Genomic DNA, 19,033 nt, shown 5'->3' with positions numbered 1-19,033 from the left:
ATTTGAACGTGCCCCCATTATTTGAGAGCGTATTTATTGATCCACAAGTCCGTTCGGGTAGTAGATCGTGTGAGCGGTTTCGTCATCTGTTTCGAGAGTGGCAAATGGTTCCTGGTCATACCACTTTGCGTCTATCGGATTGTCGGACCAATCGCTGCCGGTCCACCAGTCTCGAGTCGCTTCGCCCATCCGCTCAATGACGAAGTGCTTTCCTTCGAATGACTTACGTGATGGGTCCAAAGACCCGCTGAAAGTCCCTCGTTGCTCCGAAGTCTTCCAGGACGCAATCACAGAATGGTTGTAGACCACGGCTCGACAAGAAAACGGCCCCACTGACGGCAATGTTTGGTTCTCGATGACAAGAACAGGCGTTGAATGCTCCCAGCGGACCTCGACTTCGAGTGGAACGGCTTCGCCACTCCCACCGGACCTCTTCAAAACCTGCAAGTCCCAACGATGAACGCTGTCCAGTTGTTTCAGCCCTTGAATCTCAACGGCTACATCAGTCTGTTTACCTGTCGTTGAGTTCACCAAGAGGCCTGAGACTGTTGCTCCGTTCATCAAACGCCCAAATGATTCGTGAAGAATTAGCATGAATCGATCCTCGTCCCAGATTGTCAGAAACCGACAACTGTCGCGAAATCGAAATCCGAATCATGCAGGCAACTATTAAATAGTCACGGCGATCATTGAATCCCAAACGGTTCTCTCGCTGGGAGTTCTCATACTGGGGATTGTCGGCCAAGTTCCGGAAAGACGGATTTAACGCTCAACACGACACTGTCGTTGGCTTATCCATAAATCATTGACGAGCCGAGAAAGCTGTCAAGGCGTTAAAAAACCGCCACTTCAACTTGTGGCAAATTTCAATAAACCCTCAAGATTCCCGCACTGGAGAAAAATTATCCGAGGAAGACAGGGCCCGAGGAAATTTCACCGGTAACCTGATGAAATCCTGGGCAGACTGGAGGCGACTCTAAGTCTGACAAACCAGGATGAAGGCACAGAGGAGTTTTTCTCCAAAGAAAATTGGGATTACTGAGATTCTATTTTAATGTCCAATTCCATACATTTTCTCATGGAGCAAATCCAATATTGGACTTCACGTTCTGCCTCATGGCGAACAGCTCATGAAGTCAAGATTGTGAACTTCATGGCCACGGAAAGTATTGAAAATGCTCCAGGTTTCTCAATCCCTGGTCTTTTGATCATCGACCTGATTGAGACATTCGGTTTGGGTAACAGCCGTTTCAGACTGTTCCTGGTTGTCAGTTCTACGAACCTGATTTGAAAGAGTTACACGGACCGAATCGGCTGAGAAAAGTGGTAACCGGTGAAGATTGCCGTTGCAGTCAATCAAGTTCTTGTCTTTGATGGCTTATCGGCAGATAATGCATGTTAACTTGAAGGGAGGCCACCCAATTGAACCCAATGCAACAAGAAAAGCTGGAAAACCTCAGAGAGTGGACCTCAATTCTCGGTATTGGCCTCGTAGTTGCGTTGCTTCTTCTCGCAGTGGGAATCCAGAGAGTACGGTCATGGTATCGGGATCGTGATGATCCTGCGGACGCTACCGATGAAATACTAAATCAAATGGAAGAATTGCACCTCGGAGGTGACCTCTCGAAAGAAGAATTCCGATCCATCAAGGGTCAGTTAAAAAGTCGATCCAAACACAAAAGTTGAGATCAAAGCGTACCACTGCGAATTGGGACGCGACGGGATCCATCTTCTGTGAGTGATCGCTCCGGTGAAGTGATCACACTGGAAATCCTGCAGAGACAAAGTTCCCGCTCAACAAAAGATTGAAGAGTGCAACTTTTGCGCGATTTCAGGCCACATTCTAAATTTGGCATCCTAAACCTTGCCTAATTTATATCCGATGAATCCTGAAAACTTGACGACAGAGATTGACCACATCAGTTTCGGTTCACGATGATCCAAATGACAATCAACTCGAAACACGGCATGGAGGATGTTTCGAGACCTGCCGACGATCATTACACTGGTCGACAGCTGTGAAGGAAATTACATGACCTCCAAAGAGTTTACTTCGAGCCGAGGCGGTTCCGGAAAGAAAAACGCGAACTGCTCTTTCTGCGGAAAGAGCTATCGCGATGTCGGGCCACTTGTAGAAGGTCCTGGAGATGTTTACATCTGCGGGGAATGTATCGACTTATGTCAATCCATTCTCGATCAGGATCGCCGTCGGCGTGGCGACAATAAGAAACTGTTCCAAAAAGTTCCGACTCCTCGCGAGATCGTCGCTCATATGGATCAATACGTGATTGGTCAAGGACGTGCCAAACGAACAATGGCCGTCGCTGTCCACAATCACTACAAGCGACTCATGCTTGTCGACGATGTCGAAAACGATGTGGAAATTGAAAAATCCAACATCATGTTTATCGGCCCAACGGGATCGGGAAAAACGCTGCTTGCGAAAACCATCGCTCGGTTCTTGCAAGTCCCCTTTGCCATCGGTGATGCCACAACCCTCACCGAAGCTGGGTACGTTGGTGAAGACGTCGAGAACTTGCTTCTCAAACTTCTTCACTCATCGGACTTCGATATCGAAAGTGCCCAACGTGGGATCATCTTCATTGATGAGATCGACAAGATCGGAAAGACCAGTCAGAACGTCTCGATTACACGAGATGTCTCCGGCGAAGGGGTCCAGCAATCACTGTTGAAAATGCTTGAGGGAACGATCGCCAACGTTCCACCTCAAGGGGGACGCAAACACCCCGAGCAACAATATATCCAAGTCGACACCACAAACGTCCTCTTCATCTGTGGGGGAACATTTGTCGGGCTGGAAGAAATCATCGCCAAGCGACTCGGTCGCAAGATGATCGGATTCGGACACGATGCTCGCAGCGTAGAAGATCAGCGACGTGAACTTCTCGCACGAGCAACCGTCGAAGATGTCCTCGAATACGGACTGATCCCCGAGCTCCTCGGACGATTGCCCGTACTCACAACACTTCGCAGCTTGACCGAAGACGAACTGGTGTGCGTCTTGACCGAACCGAAGAACTCACTCGTGAATCAATACACGAAGCTCTTCGAAATGGAAGGGGCGACCCTCGAATTCCAGCCACAAGCTCTGACAGAAATCGCGAAAGTCGCCAGAGCCAAAGAGACTGGAGCCCGTGGACTGCGAAGTGTGATCGAAGATGTGATGTTCGAAATCATGTTCGAACTGCCCGATCAAGAACGGGGTAAGCATTATGTGATCACTCCACAGGTTGTCTTGGGTGAAGAAAAACTGTTCTCAGAAGACGAGTCCGCAGCAGCGTAATCAGTTCGCTGACTCATTTTATGGCTCACAATCACGCTCAGGGCGGCACATTCTTGTGCCGCCCTTTTTTTGTGCCTGTTTGATTCTGGTGTCAATGACGATAAGCTAACGTCACATCCCATCAATCATGGGAACAATGTGGGAACACTGACCGGATCAAAGCATTTTTCATATTGATGTGCCCGATCTGCATTTTGAAGTTCAGCGTTTCTTCTGAGAGAACCGTTTCTTCACGAGCACAGCAAGCACGGAGGTGCAATGGCACCCCAGACCGAGAGTGACGGCCTCTGCTGTCACTCTGGATTCTCATCTTGATTTGAGGAGATGGAATCGCAAACACAATTCTCAACAGGTGATCACACCAGGACTGGACATCATGGAGGGGCAGGACGATCGCGAAGTTCGATCGGATCAAGCAAAAATTGAAAATCGAAATTTAGCAACGCTTGCACTGCAAAACGTTGTCCTTCGTGTGGGCTGGATCTTCAAAACCGAGAGCGTGATCATGCCCTTTGTGGTCGATGTCATCTCCGGAGCCGGGTGGATGCGCGGGCTATTGCCTATTCTTAGCCGCGTCGGACAGTCCGTTCCACCGCTGATGTATGCGGACCGTTTGCGAAGTCACCCACTGAAGAAGCTTCCATTGTTTGCCACAGCTATTGCGATGGCTCTTCCCTTTCTGCTGCTGTCAGCGGTCTGGTATGGACTGGAAGATCGTCGTACATGGTGGATGCCTCCTTTCTTTTTGGTGTTGTACTTTATTTTCTTTTCCGCGACTGGCATCAATCAACTTGCCTTTGGAACTCTGCAAGGAAAGCTGGTCCGACCAAACCGGCGCGGATTCCTCCTCGGAGTCGGTGGCGTCATTGGATCATTCTTTGCGGTCACGGCAGCGTTGTTTTGGTTACAGCCATGGCTAAGCATTCCGAATCATGATGGTTTCACGTGGGTCTTTCTATTCAATGGAACAGCCTTTCTGGCAGCAGGTTGTGTCGCTCTGTTTTGTGTTGAAGAACGAGACAAAGATGACGGTCTCAGGCCGATGAAAATCATTCAGCCATTCGCAACTGCGTGGAAAATTTTCCTCCACGACCAAGCATTTCGAAAAGCTGCGTTTGTCTCGATGCTCTTTATTTCCTCGCTGCTCGTATTCCCCCATTATCAATGGCTGGGAATGACCAAAGTGGGAACATCCGAGACAGACCTCATTTACTGGGTGATTGCACAGAACATCAGCGTCGGGTTTTACAGTCCAATTCTAGGGCGTATCGCCGACCAGTTCGGGAACCGACTCGCGATTCGCATCGGATTGTTTGCCGTCTCATTGACGCCGATTCTGGCTATCATGTTTGCCTGGGGAGTGATTCCCAATGCGGCGGAATGGTTCTGGTTAACATTCGTCCTGCTCGGGCTCACCCCCGTTTTGATGCGTACGATCCTCAACTACACGCTCGAACTTGTTGAAGAGCAACATCATCCACAATACTTGAGCACGATGAAAATCATGTTCGCGCTCCCATTTGTGTTTTCACCCCTGGTCGGTTTCCTGATCGACACCATTCCTTATGAGATCCCATTTTTTGGTGTCAGCTTCCTGGTCATTTTGAGTGCGATTCTGACATTCCAAATGGTCGAACCGAGACATCAGTTTTCAGCGAACGAAGGAAGCTGAGAATCAAACACTACCCTGCTCTTCTGTTGTTCGCTCCAATGGTTTTCTTGACATGAGCTCACTCATTTCTGTCATCATCCCGACGCTTAATGAAGAGCAGAATATTGAGTTGACCATCAAACAAACTCAACGTGCCGGGCAGTGCGAGGTGATCGTCGTTGACGGTGGGAGCACGGATGCGACATTGGAGAAAGCAGTGGCAGCGGACGTAGTTCTGTCAGCTCCACTCGGTCGCGCCCTTCAGCAAAACACCGGAGCGGCAAAAGCGACAGGCGAGTTCTTGCTTTTCTTACACGCTGACTGTCAAGTCGTCACAAGCTTCACAGACGCAGTTGTAGCAACTCTCTCAATGCCGGGAGTTGCAGCAGGCTGCTTTAGACAGGAGATCGCCCATTCGTCGCGGAAGTATCGAATTGTAGAACGCGGAAACTCTTGGCGCGTCAGAAATCTGGGTTGGATTTACGGCGATCAGGGACTGTTCCTGAAAAGAGATCTTTTTGAGAAACTGGGGGGATTCCCGGAAATCCCGCTGATGGAAGATCTCTACTTTTCGAAGCAACTAAAACGTGAGGGCAAGCTCGTCGTCGCTGATCACCCATTGGAAGTCAGCGCTCGCCGCTGGGAAAAAAATGGAGTCGCAAAACAAACCCTTCGCAACTGGTCGTTAATTGCCATGTCTCACATGGGCGTGAAACCCGCAACATTAGCGAACTGGTACGGTCACGTGAGAGAAGAGTAGAGCCGTTTTCTCAACGTTGAAGAGACCACTTCCGCTATCCCAAGATTGCTTCGACGACATTTCCTTCGACATCCGTGAGACGATAGTCACGACCCTGAAACTTAAACGTCAGCTTTTTATGGTCGACCCCCATGCAACGAAGGATCGTTGCGTTCAAGTCGTGAACATGAACAGGGTTGTTGACGACGTTGTAGCAAAGCTCATCGGTTTCGCCGTAGCTGATACCTGGTTTGATCCCTCCCCCTGCCATCCACATCGTGAAGCAACGTCCGTGATGGTCTCGCCCATAATCGGTTGTTGACAGTTTCCCCTGACTGTACGCCGTCCGTCCAAACTCTCCGCCCCAGACAATGAGCGTCTCTTCCAGCAACCCTCGCTGTTTGAGATCAGTGAGCAGTGCAGCGGTCGGTTGGTCGATGTCTCCACACTGCAAACGAATGTCACTCGGCAGATTATAGTGTTGGTCCCAGCCACGATGGTAAAGCTGAATGAATCGCACATCACGCTCCGCCAACCGTCGAGCAAGCAAACAATTCGCAGCGTAGGTTCCGGGAGTCGTGACGTCATCCCCATACATTTTGAGCGTGCTGGCGGACTCATTGGAGAGGTCCGTCAGTTCAGGAACAGATGTTTGCATGCGATATGCCATCTCGTACTGTTCAATGCGTGTCAGAATTTCCGGGTCCCCTTCGGTCTCATAACGCTGATGATTGAGGTCTGCCAATCCATCCAGCATTAATCGTCGTGAGGCGGAATCTATTCCCTTCGCATTGGACAGATACAAGACTGGATCGCCACTCTTACGGAAGTTGACCCCCTGATGACTCGACGGTAGAAACCCGGTCCCCCACAGGCGAGCATAGAGTGGATCGGTGGGACGTGAGGCGGAACCGTCTGAGATCAGCACGACGAACGACGGCAAGTTTGCATTCTCGCTGCCTAACCCATAACTCGACCAAGCCCCTAGGCTGGGGCGACCGGGCTGTTGGTGTCCCGTTTGCAGTAATGTGATCGCAGGATCATGATTGATCGCTTCGGTGTGCATCGACTTGATAAAACAAATCTCATCGGAGCGCCGAGCCAAATGCGGCATCAGTTCACTGACCCACGCGCCACTCTTTCCGTGTTGTTTGAACTTAAACTGCTGTGGCGAAGCAATCGGAAAAGTAGCCTGTCCTGAAGTCATCCCGGTCAGCCGTTGATCACCTCGAACAGAATCAGGGATTTCCATCCCGTGCATTTTTCGGAGAGTCGGCTTGTAGTCGAACATCTCCATCTGCGACGGACCACCATGCATGAACAAGTAGATCACTCGTTTCGCCCTGGCAGGGAAATGCGGTTGCGCGAGAAGTCCAGCAGGGCCTTCCGTTTGATTCGCAGCTTCGCTTGCGTCGGGAGTCAGGAGTGAGGCAAGCGCCGCCGTGCCAATCCCGCAAGCACTACGCGAGAGCAGTTGTCGCCGAGTCAGGTGGTTGAATGGAGTCATTGATTTTTCTCTGTCTCGAACAACTTCTGCGAATTAAGAGTACCCTCAACGCTTATCGTGGTCATGTGCATCTTCCGCATGAACAACACTCTCTCTGCTGGCACAGAAAACAGGAAGGCGTTTTAATTTTTCGTAATGGTCTCATTCAAATTCAAAATCATACTGGCGACGATCGTCCAGGCTGCGTGATGGCTGACGTCCAGCGATTCAGCTCGATCAGACTCACCAACTGACAGCAGGGCCAGGGCAGCTTGTTCGTCATTCTGAAAACGGTTGAGTTGACGCTGAAATGTCTTTTGCAGAACGGCGAGTTCACTATCAAGAGGCTTTCGAGACGTCGCCAGCCGGAACGCATACACAATCCGATCGGCGGGGCGGTCTGTGGACAACTCCATCATCTGTTGAGCCAACAGACGTGCCGCTTCGACATACGTGACATCATTCATCAACACCAAAGCCTGCATCGGCGTGTTAGTTCGCGGACGGCTGACGGTGCAGGTCTCACGCGTCGGTGCGTCGAACGCCATGAGAGCTGGCGGAGGACTTTGTCGTTTCCAGTACGTGTACAGGCTACGACGATACAAACCGTTGCCGTAATCCGGGACATACGACAGGTCTCCGCCGTAGGAGACCGCCTTCCAAAGTCCTGCAGGTTGATACGGCTTCACGCTCGGACCACCCAACTTATTTTCTAGCAACCCACTGATCGCGAGCGCATTATCTCGCACAACTTCTGCATCCATGCGAAATCTTGGCCCGCGTGCCAACAATCGATTTTCGGGATCGCGTTCCCAACTCTCTTTGGTGATTCGCGATTCCTGTTGATAGGTTGCTGACATGACAATCAATTTGAGCAGATGCTTTGTGTCCCATCCACTCTCCTGATATTCAACCGCCAACCAGTCCAGCAATTGAGGGTGGCTCGGCCATTGACCTTGAGATCCGAAGTCATCTGTCGACTTCACCAGTCCAGTCCCAAAGAACTGTTGCCAATAGCGATTCACAGCCACCCGCGCTGTTAACGGGTTCGCCGGATCAACCAGCCATTTGGCAAATCCGAGTCGATTACGCGGCAGAGCGTCGGAAAATGGAGGCAGAAACGCAGGCACCCCCGCATCGACTTTTTCTCCGGGCTGATCGTATTGCCCACGAATCAGCACGAAGGTTTCGCGTGGCTGCTCGCTCTCCTGCATCACCATCATACTGGGAATCGTCGTTTTCAACTCTGAGTACCGATCGAGCAGCCGCTTTCGCATTTCGTAAACCTCCCGAAACTCCGCCGCCTCTGGTGTGTTCAGAAAGTGTTGCAGAAGTTGCTGTTTGGCATACCCTGGTCGATCATCCCGTGGAAGACTCGCGACCCCGTCGATCAACTGAACTCCAAACAACTCATCTACCTGCTCTTTCGGAAGTTCTTCCGCATATAGCCGCACGTCGTCAATTAGACCGACAAACGCTGCGCTGGTGCTACGCCGACCGACACGTAACGGTTGCTCCGTCTGAATCGAACCAGAAAGGCTGTCGAATTCGATCTCTAATTGTTGTGATTCTCCATCGACATAAATCTTCACACCAGCAGCTGATGAAGATCCGTCGTAAGTCACGCAAAGGTGCTGCCACTGCGGGCCGGCGAGCCCCTTTTTCGTTGTGACACTGATCGCATTATGATTCCACTGATGAATCAAATGCACGATCGGCTTGTTCTTCACAATCATCAAATCAAACCCGCGCAGCTTTTTGACGTCGTCATTCTTGGAAAGTACACAAGCAGGACGTCCCCCCGTCGGCTTGACCCAGGCACTCATTGAAAATGGAGTGTCGTAGTCAATGCTGATTGACTCGTTGAATTCGAGAACGGAGTCCCCATCAAATTTCGCAGCTTGTCCGAGAAACCCTTTCTCGAACTCGACGTTTCCGTCTGCCTCTGCGTGAGATGCGAGGAGACCATCATTCGCAGCGTTGTCGTCCAGCCGAAAATGAGCCAACAAATCCTCGGTCGGCAACTTTGGTTGATGGGTCAGCGAGAACTGCTCCCAGTTTGTCTGAGCCTCCAAAAACTTCGGTTCGATCGCTGCGACCTTCTTTTCGATCTCGACAATCTCACGATTCAGTCGCGAGAGCTGTTGCTCTAAATCCTCGGAAGGGAGTTGCAAGAGCGGGAGAGCGTTCCCACTCCGTTTGCTGACACCATCTTCGGGAACATTGTTAAAGAATGCGAACAGACTAAAAAACTCTTTCTGCGAAATGGGATCAAACTTGTGATCGTGGCAACGCGCACATGCAACCGTCAGCCCCAGCCAAGTGGTCGCCGTCGTATGGACCCGATCAACGACATATTCAACACGGTACTCCTCTTCAATTGCTCCGGTCTCCCGCGTAATCATGTGGTTACGATTGAAACCGCTGGCAATCTTCTGGTCTAAAGTTGCGTCGGGAAGCAAATCGCCAGCCAACTGCTCGATCGTAAATTGATCAAACGGCATGTTCTCATTGAATGCATCAATGACCCAATCTCGCCAGCGCCACATCGAGCGTTCCATATCAACAAAGAAACCGTTGGTGTCAGCGTACCTAGCAGCGTCGAGCCAGTAGCGCGCCATGTGCTCGCCGTAGCGAGGCGATCTCAACAGGCGGTCGACAACACGCTCGTAAGCATCTTCGGAATCGTCAGCGAGAAATGCTTCAAGCTCTTTCAAAGTCGGTGGCAACCCGGTGAGGTCGAAAGTCACGCGGCGCAAGAGTGTCTGCTTCGCGGCCCGCTTTGATGGGCTAAGTTGTTGGTCTTCTAATCGCGAGAGCACGAATGTGTCGATAGGGTTTTGAACGCGATCCGGCTCCGAGACTTTCCGAAGCTCACCTCGGGCCGGGGCAATGAATGACCAGTGTTCCTCGTAGCGTCCCCCCTCTTGAATCCAGCGTCGCAGAACTTCGATGTCTTTCTTCGTCAGCGTGCGTCCGCTATCGCTCGGCGGCATCATTTCGTCTTCGTCCTCCGCTGTAATGCGGCGAAACAATTCGCTCTTGCCAGGATGCCCCGCAACCAGAACCCTTTCGTGAGTCGTCTGTTCGTGATCCAGTCTCAAATCAGCTTCGCGCGTCGCTTTGTCGGGGCCGTGACAGAACATGCACTTATCCGACAGTATTGGCCGAACGTCTCGGTTGAAGGAGACCGGCGAACGGGAATCTTCAGCTAAGAGTGTTGCCGAGATAAGCAGTATGGCACAGCAGATCAGCTGCCACTGAACGATGCGAAAAACAGCAATTTTCGTTCTTCGGAAACTCATAATTGCTTCCATCAACGGGTTGAATTGTACAGCCTCAGAAAACCGCCTCAGCAGCCGCTTGAAACACCCTGGATCAAAGTCTTCAAACATCGCCGCGACTTGTCACTCTTGACCAGGCTGCCTGGTGATGATGCTTACATCACCGTTTCCCATTCATTGAGCAGTGATGCGATAGCATTCCAATGCATCGTACATTGCAACCCAAGAACATGTAATCCTGATCCATTTCTACAGACCGCGAGGGTAGCGATCCACCTCGTTTCGAGATCGTGACTGGTCAAACTCTTGATGAATATCACTACAATAGTTTGAAGACTGACTGACCCAACTTTCATTCACAGGATTCTCAGATGCCAAGCCACTCTCCTTCAAACATCCTTCGATTCGCGATTGTTTGCCTTTGTGCACTCTTCACTTGCGAACGTACGACAGTCGCGGAAGAACTGTTTAACGGCAAAGACTTGAGCGGCTGGCACATCGACGTCCCAGCCCAAGACAACGATCCGGATAAAGAATCTCCATTCATCGTTCGCAATGGAATGCTGGTCAGCCTGGGAACTCCGCAAGGTCATCTGATCACCGATGCATCCTACGAAAACTATCGACTGGTCGTTCAATATCGTTTTGCAGGAAAACCGGGAAACTGTGGTGTGCTGGTTCATGCATCGACGCCACGAGCACTCTACAAAATGTTCCCCAAGTCGATCGAAGTTCAAATGAACCACAAACATGCCGGCGACTTCTGGTGCATCGTGCAGGACATCACTGTTCCCGACATGGTGAAGCGGCGTGGTCCAAAAGAAAACTGGGGAATCACGGAAGGCAAAGGTCGGCGAATTCTTAATTTGACAGACGATTCCGAAAAACCGGTCGGTGAATGGAACGAAATGGTCATTGAATGCTTTGAAGATCAGGTCAAAGTTTGGGTCAACGGAGACCTCGTCAACCACGGCACCCAATGCACAGCCTCAAAAGGGCAGATCGCCGTACAAGCAGAAGGCTCAGAAGTCGAATTCCGCAAACTCGACCTGACACCAATCAAAAAACTCTCCAAAGACGAGGACCATTAAAACACTTTCGCGTTTCTCGCGCCCGCAAAGAGGCCGGGGATCGGCACCGAAGATAGATGGCTTCAGATCGACACACCGCAAGAGCCCAAGGGACATCAAAAGGGTGATTGCGAAGAGCCACAAATGCAAAAAGCGACAGGAGATCACTCGTCCTGTCGCTCAGTGTCGCAGAAAAATCAAAAGCGGAGAGGGGGAGATTCTCCGAGGTGGAAATCCCCTACCTTTCAAATTACCATCAAGTCGCTATTTTCAAACGACTTGCGCCACAAGGTCAGTCAATGAATTAACCATAGAACAAGCTGAACAGGGAATGGTAACGCCACAAAAACACCACAAGAGTTTTGGGCTTGCGGACAGAATCGTTATCAATTCATCAGAACTGAGATGTTTTCAATGGGCGGTGGCCATCCCAGACCATCCCATTAGAGAGAGTGATGTCATCTCAGCGGCAACCAGATTGAGCGTCATGTCTAAATCCACTGAAATCTCTCTCATCCATCTAGTAAATTGGTGCAGCATCAGGGCGGCGGCGAGGTTGGCGGTGTAGATGGTGGATTGGGTGGTGCAACTGCCAGATTGAGCTTCGGATTGAGGGAAGAGGGTTGTTTGGTAGTGATGACGAGATTCTGAATTGGTCGCTGTCAGGATGCGGATCACTTCGCCGAGCATGCGACCGTCGCACCAGAACTGCTGTCGGCCTTTCACTGACTTCCAGATTGCTGCGCGGCTGCTGATCGAATCGACGCAGCAGAACACGGCCTCGCCAATATGTTGCCGGGGACGGTAGCGGTCTTGGATCGTGGAGACTTCGACGTTGGAGTCAATCTCTCGCATGTGCTCCGCAGTCGCTTCGACTTTGGAGCGACCGAGGTTTGCTTCAAAATAACCCTGAGTAGTGATGTTGGTCGGTTCGACTGTGTCGAAGTCGATAAGTTGAATCGACCTGGCACCGATGGAAGCGAGTTGAATGGCAACTTGGCGGCCGATGGCGCCGACTCCAATCACGGTCACTTTGAGATTCTTAAGTTTCTCCATCGGGACCAGTTCTTGCTGACGAGTGAAGCGGACTTTCGTTGTGGTCATGCGTTCTCCGGGAGGGCTGAGTTCATGATGGATTCGTAGTCGATTTATGAGGTGCTGAAATCACGTGTTGGATCTCTGTTGAGTTCTGGAGCATTCTCGTTCTCGGAGAACCACCCTTCCCATTCGTCGAAGTCGTACGGATTGAGTGCGTGTTGTTTGTGAACGCAGCTGCGATATTCTGCGTTCCATGTATGCTGGCCGCTGCTGGCGAACGGTTGTGAATAATCGACTTTCACATTCATGCGAAGTGCCGCAGGACCGCCATGACGCCAGGAGAGTTCGGCGTAGGCCTTCCCACCTTGCGCGATGATGAACATCACAGCCCAATCACAATGTCCGAAGACTCTCTCGAACGTCTCAACGTCAACATGGCTGGGTTGAGGAGAATCTCCGGGATGCGTGTGGATCCAGATGCGTGCAAACTGTTCGGGACGGTAGCCACGGTCGATTTGATCGTCAAAGAAGTCCGCGACAGCGAGGTCTTCGAATGCGACGGTCACTTCGGTGCAGTGTTGTTCGATGAGGACGAAGTCATTGACGAACAACAGGTCTTCTGCTTCGGTCATTCCAAACCCACCGACTTCCGTCGGCCCAGCGTCACGCAGGTGTAATAACTTTGCCCAGGCATAGGGACTGAACCGTAGCGTGGGACGTGTTGGTTTTCGCTGTCGCTTCTGACGTGGTCGTCGCAGGTGTCGTCGGGGGAGCGGGTGTGTCTTCCGATTCGTCATCATGGTCTTCCATTTCTAGAGCAGTTTGCTCTACCGTGTGCCCGTGAAGGACGTATTTCTCTAGTGAAAATACTGTTCGCCACGAGGCAGAACCTGCAAACCAATTCGAAAGATCCTCTAGTTCAAGGCAACTGGGACAGAGTTCGTTTTCGAGGCAGTCGCGGCAATAACTGTCATCACATTCGGTGCAGGTTTCTGAGCACTCATTGCAGAGCGTGACTTCGCAGCCCTGACAATGGCGGCTGCAGGAATCACAGAGTGATTCTTGACAGCGCTCACAGTCGCGACAGTCATCCCTGTTCACCATGTCTCCACAAGCCCCGCAAGCGACTCCGTGCCAGTCACAGAGTGAGACATAAGCGGACGATGAGTTGTAGGTCAGCAGAATCTGTCTCACCGTGAGAAAGAAATCGGTCAGGCGACCTGCTGCGAGCGCGTTGTTGATTGCTTGGGTTCCCTCACCTGGACAGAGCGAGTCGCCCTGAACGTGAGGGTGCGAGACGTTGTCGTCTGGTGATGAGGGGTTCGGATCGAGAGGAGTGACACCGAAGGAACCCTGAACGCCGACTCTCTTCAGCGAAAGTCGAATCTGGAAACGACCGAGATCGATCCCTTCCAGGACAATTGGTTCTGTGCCAACAACAACCTCTTTGAGGACTCGATCGATCTCGACGTCAACGAATTCGTCATCCAGAGCTTGCAGCTCTGCGTACAACATTTGTAATGAGGGAACGGACTGAGATCGGAGAGTCTGCGAGAGTTGCATTTCGTATTGCTGGAGTTCCTGTACGCAGCAACGAATCTGTTCACTCAATCGCTGACGACAGGACTGAGCAGCAACGGCATACCCGTGTTTCTCGGCCAACTGTTGTTGTCGTTCCAGCCGTTGAATTCTCTGCCACTGTTCAGTGGGGAATGACTCAGTGGGGAATGAGTGGGTTGCTGTGGGAAGTTGGGTCGTGTCATAAGCTTCTTTGAGCATGACCGCTGCTTTCAGCAGTTGGCGATCATGGTTGGAGCGGTTCATGATGCGGACCTCCGTCGTTGGTGATGGAAAAAGAAACCGGGACACTTGCCAGTTCATTGACAAGTGTCCCGGTGAGGTTGTGAAAAGAATCAGCGTTTGGGACGTCGGCGTTGTCGAGGGTGATGCTGCCGTCGATGGGTTCTGTGTGGAGTCTTTGGTGAAACACGGATGTCACCGCCGTAAATTGCTGCCGCGATCAGCACTCCAGCGACGAGACAGAACACTGTCCACGAATTGGCAGCCCCGCCAATACTGGCTGCGATGATCAGGACTCCGATGAAGTACAAGCTGTTGAGGCGTTGTCGCGCTCCCATAAATTTCCTTTCGTGGTCGAGAAATCGCGATTGGGAAGATGAATCGCTCCTTCAATTTTTGTGGGTGTCATTGAAACGCGGTCGCCCTCCTGCAACACATCGTCTGCGGTGGCGGGCTGTCGGTTGACGCGAATCAGGTAGTCCTGCGGCCTCCCGTGTGGAACTCGGTCTTGGAACAATTGGCCGAGAGTCGTGCCGTGCGCGATCTCAATTTGATCCGCGAAGCCAGCACCGTCATTGTTGATCAAGAGAATTTTCATGTGTGGTCTTTCTGTGTTTGAATTTGCAAGTTGTCGTAATTAGTAATCTGCCGGCCGCAACACCGTTGTTGCGGACCGATCCGCTTCAGTAATGATCCAGAACTTCTGGCCATGGGCGTCGTGGTAGACTGAGAACAGTCGTGTTCCTTCAACGACTGCGAGATCATTCGCCGCTGCATCTGCGGGGTCACAGTCACCCCAATCACCGCTGAAGTGACGGGTCAACGCTTGTTGGATTTCATCGAAAGAAATTGTTTCCAGAGCATGCGGGGGACACATGATCTGACCGTGCGAAAACAAGTTGTGAGCGGAACGCTTTGGTTCAGACATTAATGAGGAACTCCCGCTCAAGTTGTTCAGGAATTTGAAGTAAAAGCAAAGGTTCAGACCAGGCGTCTGTTCGCCCGTACCGGTTGTTCTACCACCGCGACATTCCGTTGCAGATCAACTTCATCCCAGTCGATGGTGCACGGTGGCAGGTCATCCGGTTCAGGATCAAAGTGCACGTCAACTGGATCGGCAATACTGAAGCCACGTCGTTGAACTTCGCAGAGGCACTCACCCGTCGCGAATGCCACCGCAGAGTCGATTTCATTTTGGGTCATCGTGATCTCCATAGAGTTTTGGAATAAATACTGTGAAATATGAACACGACCACTCCATCACGGAGCGGTCGTGAAGAAACACAACCGCCCCGCACGATGCGAAGCGAAAGATCAGGTTGTTGTCACTCGGCTGGCGTCAACCAGTTGGCAAGTAACCACGCAACTTCGGCGTCGAGCGCTTCGCTGCGGTTTTTGAACGGCCCCAGCACAGGACCGTTCACGGGGGAGAGATCGGCAGTCCATTCTCCGTCTGCTGTCGGCTCAACATGCGAGCCACGCTGAATGTCTGCCGATCCGAGTTGCTGAATGTCGATGGTCTCAGAATACACGCAGCGACAGTTGCCGTTCTGTTGAATAAGCAGTTGCACGGCACCCTCCTTATCGAGGCCGACGTTGAATATTGCGGCGGGGGCGATCCACGAGCAGACCATCAAGACTGGCCTGGACGGTCGACATTTGCGTCGCAAGGTGCTGCCGCAGTGAAGCGTTGTCACGCAACTGCTGTGGCTGTACGCCACTGACGATCGACTCAGCACGTTCCACGAGTTCTTCGAGATCCGCGTTGCCGCCGATGTTCAACTGGCGGAACCGGGCGAAGAACTCGTTCAGGTTCTCCACCGTGGTGTCACGAAATGTCTTCGGCTTGCCATCATCGGTCCCGGACATCCGCTCGACCAGGTGATCCACCAGACCGGAAAGCTGTTCAAAGAACATCTGTTCGGCCTGTTCCACTGCTGCGGTGAACCGCACCTGCACCCGGTCGCACTCCTGCTGATAGACTTCCGGGTTCAACTGTCGCAGATATTCAGGAGCCTCGACAGCGGGAAAGCAGTGTTCAATGCCAAACGCACCGATCAATGTCGTCGGGTAATCGCTGGCGTTAAACAAAGAACCCAGCCGCTCACGAGCCGCTGAACGCATCTCGTCATAGTGCTGTTCCAGTTCCATCACCGCAGCATCGAGTTCTTCACGAAAACCGTTCAGTGTGTCGTCGAATTCGCTGATCTGATCGTGACGGATCAGGCGGATACCCCCTTCTGGAAAGGGCAGACTGTTGTCCTTCCAGAACTTGGTGACACGTCCCTTGATCTTGGTGACGGCCGCCAAGGCTGGGTGCTTGGGATCCAGCAACCGTTTGGAGGCACTGATGGAGGCTTCATCCGCTCCAAAAACATCTGCCGCGACGGTCTTCTGATCGGTTGACAGGGTCTTGGTGGTGCCCAGCCAGGTGAACACGACTTTGATGGCTGCCATGCTGGCCCGCATCCGTCGAGCCGCCAGTTGAGTTTGAACATTCTGAGTGTCGTTGTTGTTTTCCAGCACAGTACTCACAGAGTTCTCCTTGAATTGGTTGGTGAAATGAAAAAACGCCGTCCAGTCTGTGAAGACTGAGCGGCGTGACATCGTTGGAGTGAAGTCGGAAATGGACTCACTTGGAAAGAGCGGACTCCTCTTTGACCCAATCCGTCCCGAGCCACACTCGGGTGTCTGCGTACGGGCGAGCGTTCTCGGCTTCGAGACGAACACGAACCGGAACAGGCTGATCGAGTTGATAACCGGGCAGTGGCACTTGCCAGGTCACAGCGTGGTCGACGTTCGGTTCCCAGGTGTCGAACGCGTGGATGCGAAAGTGTTAGTCTTTCGGTGACTCCGGAGAGCCTGCCAAGACCGTCAGCCGTCCCTGCTTCAGGTTGCCCCGATGAACGTGCCAGAACTTCAGGTGTAAGACAGGATCGCCGTTGAACGGCTGCTCCAGGTAGCCTGTACTCAGCGCCATCGCTACAGGCTTTTGCAGCTCCTTCTGCTGCTGCCAGTACTGATTGGCCCAAACTCCAATCGGAATCAACACCGCTACGATCGTCAGGAGGTTCCAACCATCCTGATACCAATACTTCTCCTGCTCGGACATAGAAAACCTTTCAGTAGATTGAAACAACCTGGCACGCCAGGTCAGTTGTTGGAGAGATCACGACTGACACGTCGACGTGATTTCGAAGACCTGGCTTCGCTGCGATACAGACCCGGCTCATTGGCGGACAGGCAGCGACCGCTGGCCCAGGTTCGCAGGCGCTCGACCGACTCTGCAGCTGTCACCGCCACCGGCACCACGTTCTGTGCTGCTTGAATCAGCGGCACATCGAGCAGTGCCGACAACCGGCAACAGGCTTTAATCTCCGCACCGGTCCAGTCGGCGTCGTTTGGCACACGCTGGTCTGGATCAATCTGGAACATTGTCCGGTAAATGTTCCAGATCGCAGCTTTCTCTTCTCCCCCTGGAAGGTCAAGGAAGAAGATTCCATCGAACCGTTCGCTGCGTCCGAACTCCGGTGGGAGTTTTGAGACGTCGTTGGCTGTGCAGACCACGAAGACATCGGAGGTGTGATCGTTGAGCCAGCTCAGAAACGTTCCGAACATGCGGGACGACACTCCCGAGTCGCCGCTGCCATTGACCCCCGCAAACGCCTTCTCGACTTCGTCGATCATGAGTACGCAGGGAGCCATGGCGTCGATCACTCGCAACGCCTGCCGTGTGCGTTCCTCGCTTTGACCAACGAGCGATCCCATTAAGCTGCCGACATCCAAAGTCAGTACCGGTCTGCCAACTTCGTGACCGAGTGTTTTGCAGAACTGCGATTTGCCGCACCCCGGTGGAGAGAGCAACAGCACGCCACGCGGCCGCTTCAAGTGATTGCCACGGCTGGGATGCAGCAGGGCCCGTTTGCAGAACGACTTCAAGGCTGTCATCCCGCCGAGACTGCTGAAATCTTCCCGACCACGATGCAGTGCGAGTGAACCCGATTTCTTCAGTGTCTGCGTTTTCAGTTCCCAGACCGCATCCGGCGTCACGCGACCATGGCGAACCAGTGACAGGCTGAAGGCGTTTTCGGCTTCCATGCGCGTCAGACCGGCGGCGGCATCGAGAACCGTTTCCAGCTCTGGTCCGTCGGGAAGTTCGGAATCTTCGGTGGCGATCCCCCGTGCAATTTCTGTCAGTTGTTCGCGATCGGGGAGTTCATGCTCGATGACCACGAACAGTTTTTCGAGTTCGATCGGAAGTTGCACCACGGGAGCCAGCACGACGAGAATCGTGCGGTTCTGCTTGCCTGTAATGATCTGCTGGGCAATCGCCTGAACAATCTCCGCCGATTGCAGGAACCGGTGAAAATTTTGGAGGACGAGAACGGCGGTCCCATCCGGCGTGGCCAACGAGTTGACGGCTCGAATGGCCGCCAGTGGATCACTGCCGGTCGATTCAATCTCGGCACCCGGGACCTTCAATCCCTGTTCAATGTCCCAGGTGGCCAGCTGCCACTCTTCCTGATGACAGAGTTGTGCGATGGCCACGAGCGCATCCTGGTGCTCGTGGCTCTCAATCCAGATGCCAGTGAAGCACGCACGGACGTACTCCCCAAGCCGTTCGATCAATGTCATGAACGGACTCCTGTTTTTAGGTTGTG

At 52.4% G+C, this 19,033-nt stretch carries 19 protein-coding genes; 5 read left to right on the top strand and 14 right to left on the bottom strand.

The genetic code is table 11. From position 1 onward, the window contains the following. Nucleotides 1-33: 33 nt before the first annotated feature. The gene (locus tag ACN0YR_RS12000) at nt 34-594 is read right to left on the bottom strand and encodes a hypothetical protein (protein WP_417849465.1); all 561 of its coding nucleotides are present in this window, start codon (nt 592-594) and stop codon (nt 34-36) included. 1,438 nt (nt 595-2,032) lie between these two features. On the opposite strand from ACN0YR_RS12000, the gene clpX reads away from it, so the two are divergent. The 3 genes from clpX (at nt 2,033) to ACN0YR_RS11985 (ending at nt 5,715) form a co-directional block, all read left to right on the top strand. Then, nucleotides 2,033-3,304, top strand: coding sequence for an ATP-dependent Clp protease ATP-binding subunit ClpX (gene clpX, locus ACN0YR_RS11995; RefSeq protein WP_417849559.1), 1,272 nt, complete (start codon nt 2,033-2,035; stop codon nt 3,302-3,304). A gap of 376 nt (nt 3,305-3,680) precedes the next feature. Continuing rightward, nucleotides 3,681-4,976: an MFS transporter gene (locus tag ACN0YR_RS11990; RefSeq protein WP_417849464.1), complete on the top strand. Its 1,296-nt coding sequence runs from the start codon at nt 3,681-3,683 to the stop codon at nt 4,974-4,976. 52 nt (nt 4,977-5,028) lie between these two features. After that, nucleotides 5,029-5,715: a TIGR04283 family arsenosugar biosynthesis glycosyltransferase gene (locus tag ACN0YR_RS11985; protein WP_417849463.1), complete on the top strand. Its 687-nt coding sequence runs from the start codon at nt 5,029-5,031 to the stop codon at nt 5,713-5,715. Nucleotides 5,716-5,749: 34 nt separating this feature from the next. On the opposite strand, the gene ACN0YR_RS11980 is transcribed toward ACN0YR_RS11985, so the two are convergent. Both ACN0YR_RS11980 and ACN0YR_RS11975 read right to left on the bottom strand, forming a co-directional pair. Beyond that, nucleotides 5,750-7,201: a DUF1501 domain-containing protein gene (locus tag ACN0YR_RS11980; protein ID WP_417849462.1), complete on the bottom strand. Its 1,452-nt coding sequence runs from the start codon at nt 7,199-7,201 to the stop codon at nt 5,750-5,752. Nucleotides 7,202-7,323: 122 nt separating this feature from the next. After that, the gene (locus ACN0YR_RS11975) at nt 7,324-10,485 is read right to left on the bottom strand and encodes a DUF1553 domain-containing protein (protein ID WP_417849461.1); all 3,162 of its coding nucleotides are present in this window, start codon (nt 10,483-10,485) and stop codon (nt 7,324-7,326) included. A 350-nt stretch (nt 10,486-10,835) separates the two neighbouring features. On the opposite strand from ACN0YR_RS11975, the gene ACN0YR_RS11970 reads away from it, so the two are divergent. Continuing rightward, nucleotides 10,836-11,555: a 3-keto-disaccharide hydrolase gene (locus ACN0YR_RS11970; protein WP_417849460.1), complete on the top strand. Its 720-nt coding sequence runs from the start codon at nt 10,836-10,838 to the stop codon at nt 11,553-11,555. A 390-nt stretch (nt 11,556-11,945) separates the two neighbouring features. Here ACN0YR_RS11970 and ACN0YR_RS11965 read toward each other — a convergent pair whose 3' ends face one another. The 9 genes from ACN0YR_RS11965 to ACN0YR_RS11925 form a co-directional block, all read right to left on the bottom strand. Then, nucleotides 11,946-12,638, bottom strand: coding sequence for a ThiF family adenylyltransferase (locus ACN0YR_RS11965; RefSeq protein ID WP_417849459.1), 693 nt, complete (start codon nt 12,636-12,638; stop codon nt 11,946-11,948). Nucleotides 12,639-12,682: 44 nt separating this feature from the next. Next, nucleotides 12,683-13,204 (bottom strand): hypothetical protein, encoded by a 522-nt coding sequence (locus ACN0YR_RS11960; RefSeq protein WP_417849458.1) that lies wholly within the window; start codon nt 13,202-13,204, stop codon nt 12,683-12,685. A gap of 31 nt (nt 13,205-13,235) precedes the next feature. After that, nucleotides 13,236-14,396: a hypothetical protein gene (locus ACN0YR_RS11955; RefSeq protein ID WP_417849457.1), complete on the bottom strand. Its 1,161-nt coding sequence runs from the start codon at nt 14,394-14,396 to the stop codon at nt 13,236-13,238. After that, nucleotides 14,377-14,562, bottom strand: a complete 186-nt coding sequence (locus tag ACN0YR_RS11950; protein ID WP_417849456.1) for a hypothetical protein — start codon at nt 14,560-14,562, stop codon at nt 14,377-14,379. Before ACN0YR_RS11950 ends, ACN0YR_RS11955 begins: the two co-directional genes overlap by 20 nt. A gap of 99 nt (nt 14,563-14,661) precedes the next feature. Next, entirely contained in the window at nt 14,662-14,970 is a 309-nt protein-coding gene (locus tag ACN0YR_RS11945) for a hypothetical protein (RefSeq protein ID WP_417849455.1), read from the bottom strand. Between the two features lie 39 nt (nt 14,971-15,009). Next, nucleotides 15,010-15,300, bottom strand: a complete 291-nt coding sequence (locus ACN0YR_RS11940) for a hypothetical protein (protein WP_417849454.1) — start codon at nt 15,298-15,300, stop codon at nt 15,010-15,012. Between the two features lie 53 nt (nt 15,301-15,353). Next, nucleotides 15,354-15,575, bottom strand: a complete 222-nt coding sequence (locus ACN0YR_RS11935) for a hypothetical protein (RefSeq protein WP_417849453.1) — start codon at nt 15,573-15,575, stop codon at nt 15,354-15,356. Nucleotides 15,576-15,697: 122 nt separating this feature from the next. Continuing rightward, nucleotides 15,698-15,943 (bottom strand): hypothetical protein, encoded by a 246-nt coding sequence (locus ACN0YR_RS11930; protein ID WP_417849452.1) that lies wholly within the window; start codon nt 15,941-15,943, stop codon nt 15,698-15,700. Nucleotides 15,944-15,953: 10 nt separating this feature from the next. Next, complete coding sequence (locus tag ACN0YR_RS11925) at nt 15,954-16,979, bottom strand: hypothetical protein (protein WP_417849451.1); 1,026 nt, start codon at nt 16,977-16,979, stop codon at nt 15,954-15,956. A 19-nt stretch (nt 16,980-16,998) separates the two neighbouring features. On the opposite strand from ACN0YR_RS11925, the gene ACN0YR_RS11920 reads away from it, so the two are divergent. Continuing rightward, nucleotides 16,999-17,223, top strand: coding sequence for a hypothetical protein (locus tag ACN0YR_RS11920; RefSeq protein WP_417849450.1), 225 nt, complete (start codon nt 16,999-17,001; stop codon nt 17,221-17,223). Here the strand turns inward: ACN0YR_RS11920 and ACN0YR_RS11915 are convergent. Both ACN0YR_RS11915 and ACN0YR_RS11910 read right to left on the bottom strand, forming a co-directional pair. Then, nucleotides 17,209-17,484, bottom strand: a complete 276-nt coding sequence (locus ACN0YR_RS11915) for a hypothetical protein (protein WP_417849449.1) — start codon at nt 17,482-17,484, stop codon at nt 17,209-17,211. The genes ACN0YR_RS11920 and ACN0YR_RS11915 overlap by 15 nt on opposite strands. A 41-nt stretch (nt 17,485-17,525) precedes the next feature. After that, complete coding sequence (locus tag ACN0YR_RS11910) at nt 17,526-19,007, bottom strand: AAA family ATPase (RefSeq protein ID WP_417849448.1); 1,482 nt, start codon at nt 19,005-19,007, stop codon at nt 17,526-17,528. Between the last annotated feature and the right edge of the window lie 26 nt (nt 19,008-19,033).

Origin of the sequence: Thalassoglobus sp. (assembly GCF_048270125.1) — a bacterium.
In the GTDB taxonomy this organism is placed as follows: Bacteria; Planctomycetota; Planctomycetia; order Planctomycetales; family Planctomycetaceae; genus Thalassoglobus.
The sequence above is the reverse complement of the archived record's forward strand: the minus strand, read 5'-3'. Positions and strand labels throughout refer to the sequence as shown.

What these genes read in the sequence shown, in the direction of transcription:
- ACN0YR_RS12000 (WP_417849465.1), bottom strand. Translation starts at nt 594, where the DNA reads ATGCTAATTCTTCACGAATCATTTGGGCGTTTGATGAACGGAGCAACA.
- clpX (WP_417849559.1), top strand. Translation starts at nt 2,033, where the DNA reads ATGACCTCCAAAGAGTTTACTTCGAGCCGAGGCGGTTCCGGAAAGAAA.
- ACN0YR_RS11990 (WP_417849464.1), top strand. Translation starts at nt 3,681, where the DNA reads ATGGAGGGGCAGGACGATCGCGAAGTTCGATCGGATCAAGCAAAAATT.
- ACN0YR_RS11985 (WP_417849463.1), top strand. Translation starts at nt 5,029, where the DNA reads ATGAGCTCACTCATTTCTGTCATCATCCCGACGCTTAATGAAGAGCAG.
- ACN0YR_RS11980 (WP_417849462.1), bottom strand. Translation starts at nt 7,201, where the DNA reads ATGACTCCATTCAACCACCTGACTCGGCGACAACTGCTCTCGCGTAGT.
- ACN0YR_RS11975 (WP_417849461.1), bottom strand. Translation starts at nt 10,485, where the DNA reads ATGAGTTTCCGAAGAACGAAAATTGCTGTTTTTCGCATCGTTCAGTGG.
- ACN0YR_RS11970 (WP_417849460.1), top strand. Translation starts at nt 10,836, where the DNA reads ATGCCAAGCCACTCTCCTTCAAACATCCTTCGATTCGCGATTGTTTGC.
- ACN0YR_RS11965 (WP_417849459.1), bottom strand. Translation starts at nt 12,638, where the DNA reads ATGACCACAACGAAAGTCCGCTTCACTCGTCAGCAAGAACTGGTCCCG.
- ACN0YR_RS11960 (WP_417849458.1), bottom strand. Translation starts at nt 13,204, where the DNA reads ATGACCGAAGCAGAAGACCTGTTGTTCGTCAATGACTTCGTCCTCATC.
- ACN0YR_RS11955 (WP_417849457.1), bottom strand. Translation starts at nt 14,396, where the DNA reads ATGAACCGCTCCAACCATGATCGCCAACTGCTGAAAGCAGCGGTCATG.
- ACN0YR_RS11945 (WP_417849455.1), bottom strand. Translation starts at nt 14,970, where the DNA reads ATGAAAATTCTCTTGATCAACAATGACGGTGCTGGCTTCGCGGATCAA.
- ACN0YR_RS11940 (WP_417849454.1), bottom strand. Translation starts at nt 15,300, where the DNA reads ATGTCTGAACCAAAGCGTTCCGCTCACAACTTGTTTTCGCACGGTCAG.
- ACN0YR_RS11935 (WP_417849453.1), bottom strand. Translation starts at nt 15,575, where the DNA reads ATGACCCAAAATGAAATCGACTCTGCGGTGGCATTCGCGACGGGTGAG.
- ACN0YR_RS11925 (WP_417849451.1), bottom strand. Translation starts at nt 16,979, where the DNA reads ATGTCACGCCGCTCAGTCTTCACAGACTGGACGGCGTTTTTTCATTTC.
- ACN0YR_RS11920 (WP_417849450.1), top strand. Translation starts at nt 16,999, where the DNA reads ATGGACTCACTTGGAAAGAGCGGACTCCTCTTTGACCCAATCCGTCCC.
- ACN0YR_RS11915 (WP_417849449.1), bottom strand. Translation starts at nt 17,484, where the DNA reads ATGTCCGAGCAGGAGAAGTATTGGTATCAGGATGGTTGGAACCTCCTG.
- ACN0YR_RS11910 (WP_417849448.1), bottom strand. Translation starts at nt 19,007, where the DNA reads ATGACATTGATCGAACGGCTTGGGGAGTACGTCCGTGCGTGCTTCACT.